The sequence below is a fragment of the Fibrella aquatilis genome (genome assembly GCF_017353255.1).
Lineage (GTDB): Bacteria > Bacteroidota > Bacteroidia > Cytophagales > Spirosomataceae > Fibrella > Fibrella aquatilis.
In genome coordinates this window covers 238,131-256,038 of sequence record NZ_JAFMYU010000001.1, presented here as the reverse complement: position 1 = coordinate 256,038, position 17,908 = coordinate 238,131, and the positions used below count along the sequence as shown (strand labels likewise).

General features: G+C 53.3%; 19 protein-coding genes. 11 read left to right on the top strand and 8 right to left on the bottom strand.

What is annotated here, in order from left to right; genetic code table 11:
* Positions 1–18: 18 nt before the first annotated feature.
* The 4 genes from J2I48_RS01035 to J2I48_RS01020 form a co-directional block, all read right to left on the bottom strand.
* Complete coding sequence (locus tag J2I48_RS01035; protein WP_207333520.1) at positions 19–462, bottom strand: HYC_CC_PP family protein; 444 nt, start codon at positions 460–462, stop codon at positions 19–21.
* A 142-nt stretch (positions 463–604) separates the two neighbouring features.
* Positions 605–931, bottom strand: a complete 327-nt coding sequence (locus J2I48_RS01030) for a hypothetical protein (protein ID WP_207333519.1) — start codon at positions 929–931, stop codon at positions 605–607.
* 50 nt (positions 932–981) lie between these two features.
* Entirely contained in the window at positions 982–1,296 is a 315-nt protein-coding gene (locus J2I48_RS01025) for a hypothetical protein (protein WP_207333518.1), read from the bottom strand.
* A gap of 218 nt (positions 1,297–1,514) precedes the next feature.
* The gene (locus J2I48_RS01020) at positions 1,515–1,982 is read right to left on the bottom strand and encodes an FKBP-type peptidyl-prolyl cis-trans isomerase (RefSeq protein WP_207333517.1); all 468 of its coding nucleotides are present in this window, start codon (positions 1,980–1,982) and stop codon (positions 1,515–1,517) included.
* A 118-nt stretch (positions 1,983–2,100) separates the two neighbouring features.
* Between J2I48_RS01020 and J2I48_RS01015 the strand changes: the two genes are divergently transcribed.
* Both J2I48_RS01015 and J2I48_RS01010 read left to right on the top strand, forming a co-directional pair.
* Positions 2,101–2,763 carry a thiamine diphosphokinase gene (locus tag J2I48_RS01015; protein WP_207333516.1) on the top strand — a complete coding sequence of 221 codons (663 nt, stop codon included), beginning with the start codon at positions 2,101–2,103 and terminating at the stop codon, positions 2,761–2,763.
* A 106-nt stretch (positions 2,764–2,869) separates the two neighbouring features.
* Complete coding sequence (locus tag J2I48_RS01010; RefSeq protein WP_207333515.1) at positions 2,870–4,048, top strand: methionine aminotransferase; 1,179 nt, start codon at positions 2,870–2,872, stop codon at positions 4,046–4,048.
* Here J2I48_RS01010 and kdsB read toward each other — a convergent pair.
* Complete coding sequence (gene kdsB / locus J2I48_RS01005) at positions 4,030–4,773, bottom strand: 3-deoxy-manno-octulosonate cytidylyltransferase (RefSeq protein ID WP_207333514.1); 744 nt, start codon at positions 4,771–4,773, stop codon at positions 4,030–4,032. The two genes, J2I48_RS01010 and kdsB, sit on opposite strands and share 19 nt — an antisense overlap.
* Positions 4,774–4,865: 92 nt before the next feature.
* Between kdsB and J2I48_RS01000 the strand changes: the two genes are divergently transcribed.
* From J2I48_RS01000 to J2I48_RS00970, 7 genes are all read left to right on the top strand, one after another.
* A complete protein-coding gene (locus J2I48_RS01000) occupies positions 4,866–6,080 on the top strand; it encodes a LysM peptidoglycan-binding domain-containing protein (protein ID WP_207333513.1) in 1,215 nt (404 codons plus the stop codon).
* Between the two features lie 110 nt (positions 6,081–6,190).
* The gene (locus tag J2I48_RS00995; RefSeq protein WP_207333512.1) at positions 6,191–6,403 is read left to right on the top strand and encodes a hypothetical protein; all 213 of its coding nucleotides are present in this window, start codon (positions 6,191–6,193) and stop codon (positions 6,401–6,403) included.
* Between the two features lie 91 nt (positions 6,404–6,494).
* Positions 6,495–7,310, top strand: a complete 816-nt coding sequence (locus J2I48_RS00990) for a TIGR02757 family protein (RefSeq protein ID WP_207333511.1) — start codon at positions 6,495–6,497, stop codon at positions 7,308–7,310.
* A 649-nt stretch (positions 7,311–7,959) separates the two neighbouring features.
* On the top strand, positions 7,960–8,571 hold the full coding sequence (locus J2I48_RS00985; RefSeq protein ID WP_207333510.1) for a hypothetical protein: 612 nt from the start codon (positions 7,960–7,962) through the stop codon (positions 8,569–8,571).
* A 153-nt stretch (positions 8,572–8,724) separates the two neighbouring features.
* Positions 8,725–9,588 carry an Rpn family recombination-promoting nuclease/putative transposase gene (locus J2I48_RS00980; protein WP_207333509.1) on the top strand — a complete coding sequence of 288 codons (864 nt, stop codon included), beginning with the start codon at positions 8,725–8,727 and terminating at the stop codon, positions 9,586–9,588.
* A 308-nt stretch (positions 9,589–9,896) separates the two neighbouring features.
* Positions 9,897–10,532 (top strand): 7-carboxy-7-deazaguanine synthase QueE, encoded by a 636-nt coding sequence (locus J2I48_RS00975; protein WP_207333508.1) that lies wholly within the window; start codon positions 9,897–9,899, stop codon positions 10,530–10,532.
* Between the two features lie 158 nt (positions 10,533–10,690).
* Positions 10,691–12,523, top strand: a complete 1,833-nt coding sequence (locus J2I48_RS00970; protein ID WP_207333507.1) for an OmpA family protein — start codon at positions 10,691–10,693, stop codon at positions 12,521–12,523.
* Positions 12,524–12,695: 172 nt separating this feature from the next.
* Here J2I48_RS00970 and J2I48_RS00965 read toward each other — a convergent pair whose 3' ends face one another.
* The 3 genes from J2I48_RS00965 to J2I48_RS00955 form a co-directional block, all read right to left on the bottom strand.
* A complete protein-coding gene (locus J2I48_RS00965) occupies positions 12,696–13,586 on the bottom strand; it encodes a hypothetical protein (RefSeq protein WP_207333506.1) in 891 nt (296 codons plus the stop codon).
* Between the two features lie 303 nt (positions 13,587–13,889).
* Positions 13,890–14,279 (bottom strand): hypothetical protein, encoded by a 390-nt coding sequence (locus tag J2I48_RS00960; RefSeq protein ID WP_207333505.1) that lies wholly within the window; start codon positions 14,277–14,279, stop codon positions 13,890–13,892.
* A 10-nt stretch (positions 14,280–14,289) separates the two neighbouring features.
* On the bottom strand, positions 14,290–14,472 hold the full coding sequence (locus tag J2I48_RS00955) for a type II toxin-antitoxin system HicA family toxin (RefSeq protein ID WP_207333504.1): 183 nt from the start codon (positions 14,470–14,472) through the stop codon (positions 14,290–14,292).
* A 1,043-nt stretch (positions 14,473–15,515) separates the two neighbouring features.
* Between J2I48_RS00955 and J2I48_RS00950 the strand changes: the two genes are divergently transcribed.
* Both J2I48_RS00950 and J2I48_RS00945 read left to right on the top strand, forming a co-directional pair.
* Entirely contained in the window at positions 15,516–16,676 is a 1,161-nt protein-coding gene (locus J2I48_RS00950) for a zinc-dependent alcohol dehydrogenase (RefSeq protein WP_207333503.1), read from the top strand.
* A gap of 171 nt (positions 16,677–16,847) precedes the next feature.
* Positions 16,848–17,894: an SDR family NAD(P)-dependent oxidoreductase gene (locus J2I48_RS00945; protein ID WP_207333502.1), complete on the top strand. Its 1,047-nt coding sequence runs from the start codon at positions 16,848–16,850 to the stop codon at positions 17,892–17,894.
* The last annotated feature ends 14 nt before the right edge of the window (positions 17,895–17,908 follow it).

Genomic DNA, 17,908 nt, shown 5'->3' with positions numbered 1-17,908 from the left:
GGGTGATTACGCTTACGGCTAAATCAGGAATGAATGGACCAGCACCAGCAGGGCGCGGCCGGCGGGCGGCGCGGGTGGGTCAGCAATAGCCCCCAGCGGGGCAACCGTGTGAACAGAAAACAGGCCCAGGAAGGCCACAAACACCGCCGACAGGCCAGGCCCAACGGCATCAGCGAGGACACTGATGAACTTGACCAGTACGTGGTTCAGCGACGAGCCGGTGTCTATCTTTTCGTAGCGGGCTTTTTCCTGGCAACAGGCCGACCGCTTAAGCACCGGTCCGGCAAGCGGCTTCTCATGGGTGGATGAGCACACCTTGCACGCCTTACTACGCTGCTGAATCAGGTAGGTACGCTTGCCCCGCATCTGGCACGTATGGTCTACCAGCCCGAAACCCATGCTGCTCAGCAGCACGACCAGGGCCATAAACACGTGCAGAAAACGAAGTACTACCTGTTTCATTGGAGACAAAGGTCAAGGCCTTTGGAGAATAAAACAACTAAAGGCGACGCTGACGTTCCAACGGTAGCCTGCCGACGGGCAAAAATGCCAATTGGGCAGTAGGTCTGTTTATACAGCTTACTGCCCAATTGGCAACCATTTGCTAGTCTTTTTTAGGCTCACCGCTGATGGCGCGTCCCGTGGCTTTCACAGCCTTGGTGACCCCACGGCCCGTAGCTTTTGTAGCGTTCGCTACGCCTCGACCTGTTGCCTTACCAGCCTTGCCAACAGCCCGGCCGGTAGCTTTACCAGCCTGACCAACGGCCCGACCTGTTTTCACAGCAGCCCGGCCCGTAGCCCGGGTACCTTTCTCAGCGGCGTTGCCAACGGTAGCCGCCGTGTTGTCTACTTTTTGTTCCGCAGTTTGGGCAAATGCACCTGCCGATAGAGCGAACACCAATCCAATGCTCAGAAGCCATTTCTTAGTCATAACGTTGTAGTTTATTAGTGGTAAATGAGATAAAAAGTTGATTAATTTCCTCAGAGTGAATCACGCTTGGGTTCGCCGCTTATGGCACGACCCGTGGCTTTAACAGCTTTGGTTACGCCCCGACCAGTAGCTTTGGCGGCGTTGCCAACGGCTTTGCCCGTGGCTTTACCGGCCTTTCCTACGGCCCGGCCGGTAGTAACGGCGGCGTTGCCCACGGCCCGCGTACCGGTTTCGGCGGCGCTACCTACGGTGGCAGCGGTGTTGTCTACTTTTTGTTGGGTAGCAGCGCGGGTGGTATCCTGCGCCAATGCCCCTGCCGATATCATAAGCATCAGGCCAAGGCTAAACATCCATTTCGTATTCATGACGTTGGTGAATTCGTTCATACAAAAACCCCTGGCAGGCAGTACTACCTAGCCAGACGAGTTGTTCCATTACAACGCGTTTTTTACCCGATCAGGCTGTTCATCCAATCTAACGGGACCTTTTTACAGTATGCAGTTTTACAGCAAGCAGTATGCAGTGGGGATAACAAGGACGCGCAAACCTCACTGCATACTGCTTGCTGTAGAACTGTTCACTGTTAATGCGCTCCTCCGGGGCCGTGGACGTGGCCGTGCGAGATTTCGTCGGAAGAGGCGTCGCGGACGTTCATCACTTCGATGTCGAAGTTGAGGTTTTGTCCGGCCAATTCGTGGTTAGCATCGACGGTAACGGTGTCTTTGCCAACGGCCACTACCGTTACGATTTGTCCCTGACCAGCGTTAAACTGCATACCTACCTCAACGGGTTGTCCACCGAAGGCTGAGCGGGGTACTTCTTCGATCATATCGTCGTTGCGAACGCCGTAGCCTTTTTCGGGCGGAATGGTCAGTTGCAGTTTATCGCCTGCCTGACGGCCTTCCAGCCCTTCTTCCATGCCCGGAATGAGGTTACCTTCACCGTGCAGGTAGTAGAGTGGCTCGTTGCCCACACTCGAATCGATCACCTTTCCGGCCTCGTCGCGGAGGGTGTAATGGATCGCGGCCACCTTATGCTTTGTAATATGCATAACAAATCAGTTTTCAGTTTTTTAGTTTACCCGTTTTCAGTTGAGGGCGCGAACATACTGGTTGGCGCTTTCATTTCTAAACAGTAAACTGCAAACTGTAAAACAGAAACCAGAGTTTGTGTCGTCGCACCATATTGTTAGGGAAAAGCAGGAACCGGCCCTGCTCATTGCCAACGGCGAAAGCTGTAGTGCCGAGTGCCTGGGACAACTGCTGGAATGGAGCCCGTTTGTAGTGGTGCTTGACAGTGCCATCTGGCGCGTGATGGACCTGGGCATCAAAGCCGATGTGCTCCTCGGCGACTTCGACCGGCACCTCGACGTGGCGGCGGTGCAGTCGGCGCAGTACCCCATTGAGGTGGTACACGCCCCCGATCAGAACAAGACCGACCTGGAAAAAGGCATCGAGTTTCTCATCGAACGCGGCTTTCCGGGCGTTAACATTGTCTGGGCAACGGGCCGCCGAATGGACCATACGCTCAATAACCTCACGGGCATTGTGCGCTACAAAGACCAGATCAAGATCACGATGATCGACGACTATTCGGTGGTGTACCCGCTGGTAGGCCGGTTTGAGAAGTGGCTGGCGGCGGGCACACCCATCTCGCTCATGCCCGTTGGCGTGGTGGAAGGTGTTGAAACTGAAGGACTTGCCTACAACCTGTATAATGAATCGTTAACCCTTGGCTACCGTACCAGCAGCAGCAATGAAGCCGCCACCGACGGCTTTGTCCGCGTCAAAGCCCAATCCGGCGACCTGCTCATTATGGAATGCCATGATTAAAAGGTGGTAAGTGATGAGTGGTAAGCGATGAGTTTGCTGCCGCCAGAGCAGTACACTTGCGGCAGCAAACTCATCGCTTACCACTCATCACTTACCACTGCTCTCCATGCTCCTTCCCAATAAGCTCCCCCACGTAGGTACCACGATTTTTACGGTGATGTCGAAGCTGGCGGCCGATGTGGGGGCGTTGAATCTGGCGCAGGGGTTTCCCAGCTTTGGGGCCGATCCGGTGCTGCTTGACCTCGTGAACCAGGCCATGCGGGCCAATCATAACCAGTATGCCCCCATGGCTGGTGTGCCGATGCTACGCGACGCCATTGCCCAGAAAACCATTGATTGTTACGGGGTTAACTACGACCCCGACACCGAAATAACCGTCACGTCGGGGGCTACCGAGGCGCTTTTTGCAGCCATTACGGCGGTGGTGCAAACCCCGACGAGCGGCAGCGCGCCCGACGAGGTGATCGTGTTTGAACCCGCCTATGACTCCTACGTGCCCGCCGTTGAGTTGGCGGGTGGTCGGCCCGTGTACATCTCGCTGGCTCCGCCCCACTATGCTATCGACTGGGCCGAGGTAGCCGCGAAAATCACCGACCGCACCCGGCTGATCGTGATCAACACGCCCCACAACCCCACCGGCCGCGTCTGGACTATCGACGACGTGAACGAGCTGGCCCGGCTGGCAGACAGGCACAACCTGTTTGTGGTGGCCGATGAAGTCTATGAACACATCACCTTTGATGGGCGGGTGCACCACTCTCTTATGCATCACCCCGTCCTACGCGAACGGACGTTTATGGTTGGCTCGTTTGGCAAGACATTCCACATCACGGGTTGGAAAATAGGCTACTGCCTGGCCCCGAAAGCGTTGACCGAGGCGTTCCGAAAAATCCACCAGTTTCTGACCTTCAGCGTCTCGACGCCCATGCAATACGCCCTGGCCGAGTACCTAAAAGACCCGGAGCCTTACCGGTCATTATCAGCTTTTTATGAACGAAAGCGCGACGTTTTTCTGGAAGCCATTGCCGGTTCGCGGTTGGTGTTTACCCCGTCTGAGGGCACCTTTTTCCAGAACGTCTCCTACGCGGCCATCACCCCCGAACGCGACGCCGCCCTGGCAGTGCGCCTCACGCACGAGATTGGGGTGGCGTCTATCCCGGTGTCGGTATTTTATCATCAGAAAACAGATCACCAGATTCTCCGCTTTTGCTTCGCCAAAGACGACGACATCCTCCGCGAGGCAGGCGCACGCCTGACGAAATGGAGTCACGATCTCCCCAGCTGAACCAGTGCGGCGGCGAGGTCTTCCGGCGTGTCGATGCCGATGGTCTCCAGGTCGGTCTCTACAGTGCGGATACGGAAGCCATTTTCGAGCCAGCGGAGTTGCTCCAGCGCCTCGGCCCGTTCCAGCGCCGACGGGGGCAACTGGGTAATCTGGGCCAGCACGTCGGTGCGGTAGGCATAGAGGCCAATGTGTTTGTAGTAGGGCTGATGGTCCAGCCAGTTGGCCACGGGCTGATCGCGCTGATAAGGGATGGCCTGTCGGCTGAAATACAGGGCCTCGCCCGTGGCGCTGATGACCACTTTGGGCGAATTCGGGTTTTGCAGAACGGCGGGATCAGTGATGCGTTTGATGAGCGTGGCCAGTTCAACGCGACCATCAAGCACCGCCGTAAGCCGGTCAATCTGAGTTGGTTGAATAAACGGCTCGTCGCCCTGGATGTTCACTACGTAGTCATACACGCCACTCAGTTGGTGCAGTGCATCCTGACAGCGGTCGGTGCCGCTTTGGTGATGCGAACTGGTCATGACCACCTCACCCCCAAAGGAAATTACGTGGTCTTGGATCCGGGCATCGTCGGTAGCCACCACCACATGGCTGAGCGACCGGGCCTGCCGGGCCTGCTCGACCACCCGCTGAATCATACTTTTTCCACCAATGTCGGCCAGGGCTTTTGCCGGAAAGCGGGTAGAGGCATACCGGGCTGGAATTATACCAAGAATGGTCATACAGGCGTTTTTTGGCAAAGATGCCCGGTTTTCGTTAGTTTTACCCACATCCACCGGGCGTATCGACACCGGCCCCGGACAGCAACACACCCATGAATCTCGCCTCAACCTTACGACTCTCCCTCCTCCTACTCACGGGCCAGCTTGCTGTTGGCACCACCGCCCTGTTTGCCGCCCATGTGCCCCTCGACTCGGTGGGCGTTGAACGAAAAGACGGCAAAAAATACGTGCTCCACCGTGTCGACCAGGGGCAAACGCTCTATGGCGTGGCCCGCCGCTATGGGGTCAACGTGAAAGACATCAAAGGGGCTAACCCCGACCTCAGCGACGGCGGCGTACGCTACGACCAATTGCTGCGCGTGCCGGTGCCTGAGGTGTCGCTGTCTAAACGGGAGCAGAAAGACGTAGAAAAGGCCATCCGGAAGGAAGAAAAAGAGAAGGCGAAAGCCGCTAAAGAGGCCGAAAAAGCCATTGCCGAAGCCGAAGCCGCCGACAAGGCCGCCGCCAGAGGGCAACGCAAAGACGAACGTCGGGAAGAAAAGATCACGAAAGAAAACGACGGCGTCCACGTAGTACAAACCGGTCAGACGCTCTACAGCCTGGCCGTTCGTTATGGTGTCACGATGGCGCAGCTCCGCGAGTGGAACCACCTCGGTGCCGACGGTATCCAGGTGGGACAGACACTGATCGTCAATGCTAACGCTGCCAAAGTCGCACCCGCCGCACCAGCAGCCGCTGCCAAGCCGATTGATGCCAAACCCGTGACCACCAAAAGCAGATCGGGTGGTGAGTCGGCTTCGGCCCGCAACACCGTCCCTACCGACGAGCCTGTGCCCAGCCGCCTGGAAGCCAAGCCCATTGTGACGCCGGAGCCTCCGTTGGCTCCTGGTTCCAAGCCAAAAGCCAAACCCGCCAAGCCTGCTGCCGAGCCTAAAAAAGAAGAACCCGCCCCAGCAGCCACAGACGTTCCCCGGCGCGAAACGCCCCGGCCCGCCAAACCCACCACCGACCCTGAGCCTGCCACAACCCGTTCTGGCCGGGTTCATTCCGATGTCGGCTTTGCCGATGTAATTGAGGGTAACGAGCCGAATACCAAGTACTTAGCCCTCCACAGGACAGCCCCAACGGGTACATTGGTGCAGGTGCGCAACGACATCAACAACCAAAGCCTCTACGTAAAAGTAATCGGCAAACTCCCCGACACGGGCATCAACGACCAGGTCATCATTCGACTCTCGGCGCGGGCTTTCGAGAAACTTTCACCCAACGGACAGCGTTTCCGAGCCGAAGTGAGTTATACAAAATAGTCATTGGTCATTCGCTACGCTGTCATTGGTCGTGTCCAGCTACGAATGACCACCGAATGACGGCCATAGGCCTAATGACAGCGTAGCGAATGACCAATGACCAACCTGCTATGGAATCCAAAGAAGAACGAGTGGCCCGGCGGCATCGGGAGCGGGACGAGAAAATGCGGGCGACGCCGGGGTTCAAGGCCTTCAACGTCATGTTTGTACTGGCCTACCCGTTTATTGCCGTCTTCACGTTTGTGATCTCCTCCATCCTGGCCCTCATGTCGGGCGTGTCGCGGGCAGGTGCCTGGCTAGCCAGCGGCGGGCGGAGTAAGTGAGGAGTTGGTGGCTTGTAGTTGCTTCGCGTTTAAGTGGGCTGACGCATAGCAACCACCAACTACAAACTTAAAAACCACAAACTCCCAAAAAATGCCCCCCATTCAACTGGAACAAGTAAAAACACTGCTTAATGAAAAGGCCGATTTCTATAATCGGCCTTCGTTTATTGCGCGTGACCCTATCAGCATACCGCATCAGTTTACGCAGTTGCAGGACATCGAAATCATGGGGTTCTGGGCGGCGGTGCTGGCGTGGGGGCAGCGACCGGTGATTTTGCAGAAGGCCAACGAACTGGTGCAGCTCATGGAAGGCCGACCCTATGATTTCATCCGCTACCACGAAGACAGCGACCTACGGCGGTTTCTGGCTTTTAAGCACCGCACCTTCAATACCACCGATACGCTCTACTTCCTGCATTATCTGAAGCAGTATTACGCGCACCACCACTCGCTGGAAGACGCCTTCATCCCCGACGATGGCGGCACTGACAGCCCCACCACCGAACCCCACCTGATAGCGTTTCACGACCGATTTTGTGACACCACGGGCGAAAAAGGCCTGTTTTTCCCCGAACGCACCCGCAAGCACATCGCCACGCCCGCCCGCAATTCGGGCTGCAAACGGCTAAACATGTTTCTCCGCTGGATGGTCCGACGCGACGAGGCGGGCGTTGATTTCGGCCTTTGGCAGCGCATCCGCCCCGATCAGCTCGTGATCCCCATCGACGTACACGTAGGCCGGGTAGCCGCCAAGCTGGGTATCCTGCCCCTAAAAGCCGACGAAACCCCGAAAACCGACTGGAAAGCCGCCGTAGCCCTCACCAACGTCCTCCGCCAATTCGACCCCACCGACCCCGTCCGCTATGACTTCGCCCTGTTTGGGTTGGGCGTAGAGGGGGAAATGTGAGTAAAGTAAGCAGCAATTTTCAAGCAAGTATGAGACTTTATAAATTGTCTTTATCTTTCTGTGACGATCACTTGTAGATATAACTGGCGTTATCTTACCTGCCACTGCCTTTCATGGTTGGCTGTAGCTAGAGAACAGCGTAGAACTACAAGAAGCTGATAATTAACAGAATGTAGTTCCGTGACTTGACGTACTTTAACTTGTTGGGTGTTTCCAACAAGTAGTTGCCGACAATCGGGCATCCGGGCGACAGCAAGTGCTTTTTTATAGGTCAGCTTTCGGCCGACACGAGGTACTTGGGAGTTAGTGAAGCGGCAAACGAGTCTAGCGCGTTCCGACTGACAGTCAGCACTTTGGAGTTAGTCAAGCTTGCAAAAGGTCACGGGCGACATTGAGCAACCGGGCGTTCGGTAGGCTTTCAAAAAGAGAAAAAGACATCGGCTGACAACGGGTAACCCGGCGTAAGGCAAGCGGCTGTTTATGATGTGGCTCGTCTAGTAATTCGCGCGTTACGAAAAGATAAGCGGTTGTCTGTAGTTCAGTTTTGGCGAGTATTGCAAATACATAGTTGAGCAAATCAACGTCTACGAATACTGTTAAACCACATGGTGCATATTAAATATTTTTTACCCTCAACTATTTTATAATCATGAATTTGGTAAAATTTTCATCAAATATGCTTTGCATGTTTTTTTTATTCTCTTTTGGGCATAGCAGTTTTGCACAACAAAAAAACGATTGGCAAAAAATGAGATTAGGAGGAAGGCCAAAATTGATTATATCAAGTGGTTTAGATTCCACTGTGCCAGATCCGGATACAAGCACACTTCATTTTTCTCCAAAAGGCTACTTAATACTCCAAACATCAGAATATGACGGAGATAATTATAGAACTGAATACAAATTTGCCCCAAGTGGGTTAAGGTCTGAGGTGGTGGTGTATAAAAATGGGAAATTATATTTAAGAAGACATGTAGATTCAAATAGTGAACAATCTGAAAATAATTTGACTGAGATAATTACTCAAGATAGTAATGGAGAGCAAAAAAAAATCAAAAACGATCATAAAGGCAATAGATTGCTATATGAAACCTATAGTAAACTGCCTGATGGAAGTCTCAAGAAGACCTATGGAGAATACCATAGCTATAAATTTGACAAGTACGGTAACTGGTACGAATCAAAGAGGTTAATTAAATTTCAGCATATTGAAGAGTTGAAAAATGGAGGAACGACAATCCGTAAGATCACTTACTATTAGAATAATATGTTATTACATATAACCCGATGTCTGCAAGGGCGGCTTGTCTCGTCCTGAGATAAGTTTACAACTCCTACAAGGTGACAACAGACATTGTTGCATGTAGCAAGTAGCCCCTGCCGACAGTGCCCATGTTTTGAGTAACTTCGTCGTATGGACTTGTACAATGATAACCAACGATTTATTCCGCTTGTCTCTGATTACGGCTTCAAAGCCACGTTCGGTAATGAATCCGACACCCGGTTTTTACGAAAGGCTCTGCAAGCCCTTATCAATTCCCCGGTAGCCATTCGGAAAGTTGAGTTTGTACAGAATGAGATTCAGGGCTTGACCAAAGATAGCCGAAGCGGCATCTACGACCTGTTTTGCACCGATGAGAAAGGCACTCAGTTCATCGTAGAAATGCAGTTGGGTGAGTACCCGGAGTTCATTCAGAGAATGAAGTTCTATGCCCTGTATCGGCTTAACACGCTGATTCGCAAGGGCAAGTACAAGTTTAAAGGCTTGCCCAAGATTTATTGCATCGGTATTTTGGCAATCAGTATCTTCCCACATATCGCTGATTATCACAACGTTGCGACGCTGAAAAACGAAAGCGGCGAACTGATAGACGAGCAGTTAACGTTTATCACGGTAGAGTTGGACAAGTTTCAAAAAGAGTTAGCTGATGTTCAGAGCGATTTGGACAAACTGATTTATACGATGAAGACCATAGACACGGTAATAGAACCAACGCAGTTCCCGCCTTTCTGGACAGAGGAATGGTTGGAAACGGCTATCCGGGAGTTGGACACACGGGCCATGTCGCCAGAAAAGCGTATGGTCTATGAAATGACCCTCGCGGCCAATGCGGTGGCGGTTGACAATGAGCAGAAAAAGATTGAGGACGTTAGAACTGAAGTCGTGAGAAAAGCACTGAATCGAGGAAAACTTACGATTGAGGAAATAGCAGAAGATAGTGGCGTTTCCGTTGATTTCGTTCTCGAAATTCAGAGAAGCCTTACCAACGATTTGTAAGTCAGGTTTCCGCCGACAGGCAGCACGCTTGAGAGGTTACGCCTGACAGCCCAACGCCCCCACGTATGTAAAGGCTCTAAAGGCTCTCTTCGCTCCCCATCAACCCTTTGGCGTTGGGCGCTCAGTCCATAAAGTGCTTGTTTGCCAACGTTTGGGCTAACAGGGTGTGGGCCGGGTGGCGGCTAGGCTGGGTACCCTGGCTCTACACTGAATTTGCTCATTCATCAGTTGGTCTGCCCGGCAATCGCTGGGCCATAGACAGCCCCCCGCCATTCTACGGTTCACCAGCCTCGTCGTATCTTTGTAGTATGCTTCGTGAACAGATTCAACAACAAACAGAAACAACATCATTGCCCGTGATGGAGGCGTTTTATACGCTTCAGGGCGAAGGGGCTTTTTCGGGGCGGGCGGCCTATTTTATTCGGCTCGGCGGCTGCGACGTGGGCTGCCATTGGTGCGACGTAAAAGAATCGTGGGACGTGAACGCCCACCCCCGCCAGACCATCGATGAACTGGTGGCGGGTGCGCTGCAATACCCCGGCCGGATGGTGGTAATTACGGGTGGCGAGCCACTCATGCACGACCTTACCACGCTTACCAACGCTCTGCAAACAGCTGGCTTTCAAACCAATATAGAAACGTCAGGTGTGTGCCAGGCCGTAACCGGGTCGTGGGACTGGATCTGTTTTTCGCCGAAGAAATTCAAGCAGCCTAACCCCGCCATCTACGCCAAAGCCGACGAGCTTAAGGTCATCATCTACAACGCCTCCGACTTCGCCTTTGCCGAGTCTTTTGTGCCCCACCTCCGGCCCAACTGCCGGTTGTTACTGCAACCCGAATGGAGCCGGTCAGACGAAATGCTCCCCCGCATCGTTGACTATGTAAAAGCACATCCGCAGTGGCAAGTCTCGTTACAAACACACAAGTTCATGCAGATACCGTAGGGGTTGGAATTAAGAATGAAGAATTAAGAATTAAGAATGTACGCTGGTCACGGAGTTCGGTTTGGCGGCTTTTTTCTGCATTCTTAATTCTTAATTCTTCATTCTTAACTCCCTCTTGGGGCCAATCCAAACAGGCCGTTGATCTGTATACGAAGGGGATGCAGTTGTTTGCCGAGCGGAAGGCGGCGGAGGCGATTCCGTTTTTGCAGCAGGCCGTGAAAGAAGCGCCGAACTACGTAGAGGCAAACATCCGGCTGGGGCAGTTGTATGAGTTTGTCCGCAAGCCCGAACTGGCCCTGAGCACTTATCAGGCAGCCCTGAAAATCCCCGCCGACCCCGCCGCGCTGGCCCTCGCCTACCAGGGTGCGTCGCAGATTCTGCTTAAGCTGGGTCGGTATGCCGATGCCATTCCGTTGCTGGAAACGTTTGCTAAAAACTTCGCGCCGCAGTCGTCGAAAGCCAAACAGGTGCAGCGGCTGCTGGCTACGGCTCGCTACGGGCAGGAGGCCGTCTTGCACCCGCTGTCGGTAAAGCCAAAGCCCCTGTCCGAGAGCCTTAAGATTGGTGATTCTCAGTACTTTCCGGTCCTCACTGCCGACGAGCAGACCATTGTCTTCACCATGCTGAAGCCCGACGGTGACGAAGATCTGATGACCGCCACCCAGACCGCAGAAGGTGGCTGGCAAACGCCGGTGCCCTTGTCGACCAACATCAACACGCCGGAAAATGAAGGCACGGCCAGCCTTTCGGCCGATGGGCGGCTGGTGGTGTTTACGGCCTGCCAGAGCAAGCGCGGCGGCTTCGGCGGGTGCGATTTGTTCAGCAGCCAAAAAACCGGCGACACCTGGTCGAAACCCGAAAACCTCGGCCCGGCGGTCAATACCCGCTACTACGAATCGCAGCCCAGCCTCTCGGCCGACGGGCGGCAACTGTATTTTATTTCCGACCGCCCCGGTGGCCTCGGCAAGCGCGACCTCTGGCGCAGCACCCGCTCCCCGAACGGCGATTGGAACGACCCCGTCAACGTGGGCGCACCCGTGAATACGGCGTTTGACGAAGCCTCGCCGTTTCTACACGCCAATGGGCAGGTGCTGTTCTTCGCGTCGGAAGGACACCTCGGCCTGGGGGGTTACGACCTGTTTATGAGCCGGTTAAGTGTCGATGGAGCTGCCATGCGCTGGGGTGAGCCGGGGAATCTGGGGTATCCGATCAACACGTCGGAAGACCAGGCGTCGCTGTTTGTGGCGGCCAACGGCAACCGGGCTTATTATTCGTTTGAAGAACAAAAAGAGGGCCTCTCGCAGAAATCGCGCATCTACACCTTCGACCTGCCCGACGTGCTGCGGCAGCAGGTGAAGCCGGTCAATTACCTCAAGGGCACCATTGCCGATGCCCGCACCAAAAAGCCCATCACCGCCACCATCGACCTCATCGACCTGCGCACGAACCAGTCCGTTTCGCGGGTGGCCACCGATGCCGAAACGGGCAATTATGTAGCCGTGCTGCCCGCCGGGGGCGATTATGCCCTGTACGTGAGTGCGCCGGGCTACCTCTTCAAAAGTCTCTCGTTCAACTACACCGACAAGACATCGGCCGAAACGGGTATGGGCAAAGGCGTGGCTCTCGACGCGGTATTGGAGCCACTTGGCAACGCGGGCAAAGAAACCCTGAACAACCTCTTTTTCGAGTCGGGCCGGTATGAACTCACGGGTAAGTCGCGCACGGAATTGGAACGCCTGGCCGAATTTTTAAAAGTGAACCCCACCACCCAGATCGAGATTGCGGGCCATACCGACGACCGGGGCGACCCCGCCGCCAACCTCGAACTGTCGAAGCGGCGGGCGCAGGCCGTGGCCACCTACCTGTCTGGACTGGGCGTGCCCCCCGCCCGCATGAAGGCCGTTGGCTACGGCAAAACCCGCCCCGCCGTGCCCAACACCTCCGAGGAAGCCCGCCAGCGCAACCGCCGCATCGAGTGGCGCGTGTTGTAGGGAACTGCCAATAGTGATGAACTCCCTCTTCACCTAACGCCCATGAGGATTGATGGATAATAACACTACTCAAGACAACAAACGGAACGTCAACCTTTACACCCTCATTAGGTTGGGCTGTTCCGCTTTCCCACGGGACGTGCTCCCTGTCGCACGAGAGTCCGCAAATCAGCTACTCATCGGAGCCCTTGTACTTTCCCTTGCTAATTTCATTAATCATCACCGGAGAGAAGTCGTTATAAATCTGCGTGGGTTTTGCTATGTTTTTTGAAATGTTTGCCAATTTGATAATGTTGACATTAGCCTCTTTTAAAATGGTTCTCTTTAACTGGTTTGTTAAGTCTTGGCGGTGATTGATCAAGAAATTTAATCGAACCCAAAGATTTTCATAGCTTACAAGTAAAGCTATTAAATAGACAAAACGTACGAACAACAATGTAAAGAATATTGGGAGCAGGAAACTCTTCAAATTAATAATGGTTAAAAGGTCACCTGTCTGCGTTACAGTTTTGTAAACTACAAAGCCTAGTATCATAATACCAATAAACGACGTTACATTTCTGAGCAGTGGAGCTACCTTTTGTTGGTCACCGGTTAGCTTGTCCTTAAAAGTTTCTGAATACGCAATCAGCAAACCTATTAAGGTTAAGACCGGCAGCACGGCAAGTTCAACTGACAGGCTAAATGTGTAAAAGCTGTTAATAAATTCAAGAATAACTGTCCACTTCAGTGTATCTTTTATAATCTCTCTAAAATAGTCCCAATTTGTTACTTTTGTTGACCGAGCTACCATGATTGCAGCAGTCCCCAAAGTCCATACTATCGTGTCTTTAAGCAGACTTAAATCCCAGAAGCCAGCTTTGTATGAGAGCCAAGTTAACAAGGAAGCATACAGGAAGAAGATGGCATACAGGCTTACAATCTTCCAAACAAAAAATGCCTTCAACACATCTGAAAACGATTTTCGGACTGAGTTTAACGAAAGTATCCAAAGTGGTAAAATGACTATCCAAATCAGTAGGGCCATCTCCCGATTTAATACACTGTCAATAAACTCTTTCATGTTGCGCTGTGTAGAAGTTTTTACTTAATTGCTTCACAAAAGTGCCTACATAATCAAGCTTTTATAACACCTTTTTTACAAATGGCTTTGAATCTTGATAAAGGGATACGGCGCTGTATTTATGGTTCAATCCGATTCTGGCTAAACCGTCATTACATTTACGGACGGGCTAAAAATTACTTCTTTTTTCTTGCATTTAAACACAGTACCACCTGAGGGCTGATGGCTTTGCCGCAAGTGACGCAGGGAGTTGGTGCGTGCAGGGTGATTCCTGTCGACCAAAACCGCCAAGTAGCAGAGTCGCTACGCCGCTACTAAGTGGACTTGACTTAACTCGCTAGCGAGTTGATGCACCGCCGTTTCGATACGTTGCACCTGCTCAGCCGATGGGTACTTGGTCTGAGATTTATAGTGGCGCAACAACGAGGGGTTCATGCCCGCAAAGTGGGCTATCTTGGAAATCTTCAAGTAGTCGTACTGCTCGAAAAAGGCGTGTAAATCGTAAGCCAACTCAAACTCAACTGCTTCCAGATCATGGAAGTCGAAAAGTAACTGACGCATGTTGGCTTGTAAGACTTCCACCGTGTCGGCCTGTTCGATGAGCAGATTGTCCTCGAAGGTGACGCGACCCCAAAATCCCGTTGGCTGGCCGTTCTCGGTGGCGGCTTCAATGATAAGTTGTAGACGGTGCATAAGTCAAATGTTATTTTAAACCGGCTTGGCGAAGGATGGAATGGAGTGTACCGGGTGGGATATCGCCTTTGTGCATCGGTACTGTCACTTTACCAAGTTTGGTTGAGTGGACTAATTGCAAATGGCTTCCCTTCTGAGTTTTGTCCATCCAGCCATCCTCATGCAGGATGCGAAGAACCTCTCGGACGGTCATGGTTTAGTGATTGAACCGCTAAAGTCGCATTTTTGTGCCAAACAGGCAAATTGGGTTTGTCGGCGGGCGGTTGAGCTTGCCAGGCACGTTATGTCGCTGGTGCGTTGGGCATGTCAAACGGAGCTTAGAACCACCGCAAATTCGCGCTGTCCGAGGTAAGTTGGTCCTGTCGGCTGAAGGTAAAATGGCCGCACAGGTACGTTCTGTCTACCGTAGTTGGGTCTGTTGCTGGGACGTATGCACTCAAGAAAAATCCCTTCAACTTACTGAAGTACAAGGGTTTAATGTTTAACTTGACCCTAACTCCCCCTGAGGGCTGAATGGTTTTGCCACGACTCGCGCAAGCGAAGCAGAAGGTCAGCTAACTTTCCTCCTCAACCGTGTTGGGCACAGGATGGTGGTGTCCTCAGGTGATGCCTGTCGTACACAATTGCTGAGTAGCAGAGCACCTGTTGCGCCACTTACCGGACAAAGGGAACGGGATAGACGCCTTCGCCCACCTCGGCTTTTCGAGCTAACACATCATACTGCTTCCTATCAGGTACTATGCAGATCACATGAATCGAGTTGAATTGTTCGGTTACTTGATAACTAACCTCGTGCATAAAGTAGAGTTTCAGAGTGTCATGGGCAAAGCTGTAAAGGAAAGGGTTTAGCCCTTTGACTGATCCATTGGTGTCGTCTCTGCTGGTAAGTTTGTCTCTGTTGGCAGAAATGCAGCTACGTTGATAGTCATCTGTAATGCCCCAGTTGAGTGAATTAACGTAGATTTTTTCGCCTTGGCTTATCGCCAAGCTAAAGCATGGCGTTCAGGCTGACGCGCCGATAGCGCCGCCCTTCCCCAAACGCGAACCGGCGATTAACTGGTAAGAGTCAATCTAGCCTGTCCCGACCTCGCCCCCCCTTATATAGTATGAGGTTAGTTGACCATAACCACACCCTACTAAATTAGCCGAATAAGTTGGTTTCTTCAAACCATGCCTGCTTTCGGGCGTTAAAGGCTGTATCTGCCTCGGCGGTGCAGTCCCTCACGCAAACGATCTATGAAAGCAGCAGTATTTCACAAAGTCGGCGACATCCGGTACGAAACGATGGATGATCCCAAAATCGAGCAGTCACGCGATGTGGTGCTACGCGTCACGTCAACGGCCATTTGCGGCTCCGACCTCCACATCTACGACGGTTTTCTGCCCCAGCTTCGCAATGAAGTGCTCGGCCACGAGTTTATGGGCATCGTGGAAGAGGTGGGCCACGACGTGACCAACCTGAAAAAAGGCGACCGCGTGGTGGTGCCCTTCACCATTGCCTGCGGCAAGTGCTTCTTTTGCCAGAACCACCACGAAATGCACTGCGAGAACTCGAACCCCGAGTTCTACGGTCCCGACGGTGGGGTAGTGACCGAAAAAGGTGGCGGCCTGTTCGGCTATTCCGACCTCTACGGCGGCTACAACGGCGGTCAGGCGCAATACGTCCGGGTGCCCTACGCTGATTACGGGCTGCGCCACGTGCCCGAACAACTGAAAGATGAGCAGGTGCTGTTTCTATCCGACATTTTCCCTACGGGCTGGAGCGCCATTGAGTGGGGCGAACTGAAGGGCGGCGAAACGGTAGCTATTTTCGGGTCGGGACCGGTGGGGCTGATGGCCCAGAAATCGGCCTGGTTGCAGGGTGCCGGTCGCGTCATTGCCATCGACCCGGTCAATTACCGGCTGGAACGCGCGCGCCGCGTGAACAAAGTAGAGACGCTGAACCCACACGAGGTAGACGTGATCGAGGCCATCCGCAACATGACCGACGGTCGCGGGGCCGACCTCTGCGTAGATGCCGTTGGCATGGAAGCCGAACGCTCTATTCTCGACAAAGCCAAAGCCGTCATCAACCTTGAAAAAGGCACCGTCAGCGTACTGGAACAGTGTTTTCAGGCTGTGCGCCGGGGTGGTACCGTAACGGTGGTAGGTGTCTACGGGGCCATGTTCGACAATTTCCCGGTAGGTCGAATTTTCGACAAAGGCATCACCATCAAGCAGGGACAGTCGTTTGTGCATAAGAACATCGACCACCTGCTCGACCTGGTTGTGCAGGGTAAAGTTGTCCTCGACGATATTGTTTCGCACGTATTGCCCCTGACCGAAATCTCAAGGGCCTACGACATTTTCAAGAAAAAAGAAGACGACTGCACGAAGGTGATTTTGAAACCATTTTAAAACTGATTTGGGATTGGGGATTGCGGATTTCGGATTGGGCTGACGCGCGGGTTTGCTTTGGCGTAAACTGACCGCACATGCGGCTCGGCGTCAGCCCAATCCGAAATCCGCAATCCCCAATCCCAAATCAAAAGATCCCCAATCCCAAATCCAAAATCCATTTCTCCTCCTATGGAAAACAACGGAAAAACGGCCCTGATCACGGGCGCATCGAGCGGCATTGGCCGCGAACTCACTCGTTTATTTGCCAAAGATGGCTACAACCTAGTGCTCGTAGGGCGCGACGAAGACGGCCTCAAGCAGTTGGCCGAGAGCTTTCATAATCAGTACGGCACCGACACCACGATCATCAGCAAAGACCTGTCGGACCCCAAAGCGCCCGACGAGATCTATGCCGAAACGGCCGGTAAGCAGATCAACGTGCTGGTGAACGACGCCGGCTTTGGTGAGTACGGCATGTTTGCCACCGAAACCGACCTGCAGCGGGAACTGGACATGGTGCAGGTAAACGCCGTGGCGCTGGTGCACCTGACCAAGCTGTATTTGAAAGACATGGTAGCCCGCAACGAGGGTAAAATCCTGATGCTCGGCTCGGAGGTGTCGGTGTTCCCCAACCCCCTAATGGCCGTTTACGGGGCTACCAAGGCGTTTATCAAGTCGTTTTCGGAGGCGATCCGCAACGAATTGAAAGACACCGACGTGACCGTGACGGTGCTGATGCCCGGCGCAACCAACACTAATTTCTTTAAAACGGCGGGTGCCGAAAACGTGAAGGGTGCCGACCCCAACAAAACCGCTGATCCCGCCGCCGTGGCCAAGGAAGGCTATGAGGCCATGATGAGTGGCAAAGACCATGTGGTGGCTGGCTGGATGAACAAGGCCCGCGTAGCCATGGCCCACATCCTGCCCGACCCGCTGCTGGCGGCAGGCGTTCGTAGTGACATGACACCGAAGGAGGAAGCCGAAGAAAACCAGAAGCAGACCATCGCCGTGGCCCTGGCCGTGGGCATCGGTGTTGTGGGCGGGCTGTGGCTGCTGTCGCGCCAGCGCAACAATTTTGGTATCAGCAACTACGACAAGGCCAAGTACTACTACAAAGGCAAAAAGGCCCAGTACAAAGCCAAGAGCATCTATTCTGACCTTGTCGACACCGTAGCCGACACCGTCAAAAGTGCCTACAACGGTGCCAAAGGCAAAGTGGAGGAAGTGGTAGGGTAACGGGATTTAACGTC

Excerpts from the sequence above, each read along its gene's own strand:
- J2I48_RS01035 (WP_207333520.1), bottom strand. The coding sequence starts at position 462 with ATGAAACAGGTAGTACTTCGTTTTCTGCACGTGTTTATGGCCCTGGTC.
- J2I48_RS01030 (WP_207333519.1), bottom strand. The coding sequence starts at position 931 with ATGACTAAGAAATGGCTTCTGAGCATTGGATTGGTGTTCGCTCTATCG.
- J2I48_RS01025 (WP_207333518.1), bottom strand. The coding sequence starts at position 1,296 with ATGAATACGAAATGGATGTTTAGCCTTGGCCTGATGCTTATGATATCG.
- J2I48_RS01020 (WP_207333517.1), bottom strand. The coding sequence starts at position 1,982 with ATGCATATTACAAAGCATAAGGTGGCCGCGATCCATTACACCCTCCGC.
- J2I48_RS01010 (WP_207333515.1), top strand. The coding sequence starts at position 2,870 with ATGCTCCTTCCCAATAAGCTCCCCCACGTAGGTACCACGATTTTTACG.
- kdsB (WP_207333514.1), bottom strand. The coding sequence starts at position 4,773 with ATGACCATTCTTGGTATAATTCCAGCCCGGTATGCCTCTACCCGCTTT.
- J2I48_RS01000 (WP_207333513.1), top strand. The coding sequence starts at position 4,866 with ATGAATCTCGCCTCAACCTTACGACTCTCCCTCCTCCTACTCACGGGC.
- J2I48_RS00995 (WP_207333512.1), top strand. The coding sequence starts at position 6,191 with ATGGAATCCAAAGAAGAACGAGTGGCCCGGCGGCATCGGGAGCGGGAC.
- J2I48_RS00990 (WP_207333511.1), top strand. The coding sequence starts at position 6,495 with ATGCCCCCCATTCAACTGGAACAAGTAAAAACACTGCTTAATGAAAAG.
- J2I48_RS00985 (WP_207333510.1), top strand. The coding sequence starts at position 7,960 with ATGAATTTGGTAAAATTTTCATCAAATATGCTTTGCATGTTTTTTTTA.
- J2I48_RS00980 (WP_207333509.1), top strand. The coding sequence starts at position 8,725 with ATGGACTTGTACAATGATAACCAACGATTTATTCCGCTTGTCTCTGAT.
- J2I48_RS00975 (WP_207333508.1), top strand. The coding sequence starts at position 9,897 with ATGCTTCGTGAACAGATTCAACAACAAACAGAAACAACATCATTGCCC.
- J2I48_RS00970 (WP_207333507.1), top strand. The coding sequence starts at position 10,691 with ATGCAGTTGTTTGCCGAGCGGAAGGCGGCGGAGGCGATTCCGTTTTTG.
- J2I48_RS00965 (WP_207333506.1), bottom strand. The coding sequence starts at position 13,586 with ATGAAAGAGTTTATTGACAGTGTATTAAATCGGGAGATGGCCCTACTG.
- J2I48_RS00960 (WP_207333505.1), bottom strand. The coding sequence starts at position 14,279 with ATGCACCGTCTACAACTTATCATTGAAGCCGCCACCGAGAACGGCCAG.
- J2I48_RS00955 (WP_207333504.1), bottom strand. The coding sequence starts at position 14,472 with ATGACCGTCCGAGAGGTTCTTCGCATCCTGCATGAGGATGGCTGGATG.
- J2I48_RS00950 (WP_207333503.1), top strand. The coding sequence starts at position 15,516 with ATGAAAGCAGCAGTATTTCACAAAGTCGGCGACATCCGGTACGAAACG.
- J2I48_RS00945 (WP_207333502.1), top strand. The coding sequence starts at position 16,848 with ATGGAAAACAACGGAAAAACGGCCCTGATCACGGGCGCATCGAGCGGC.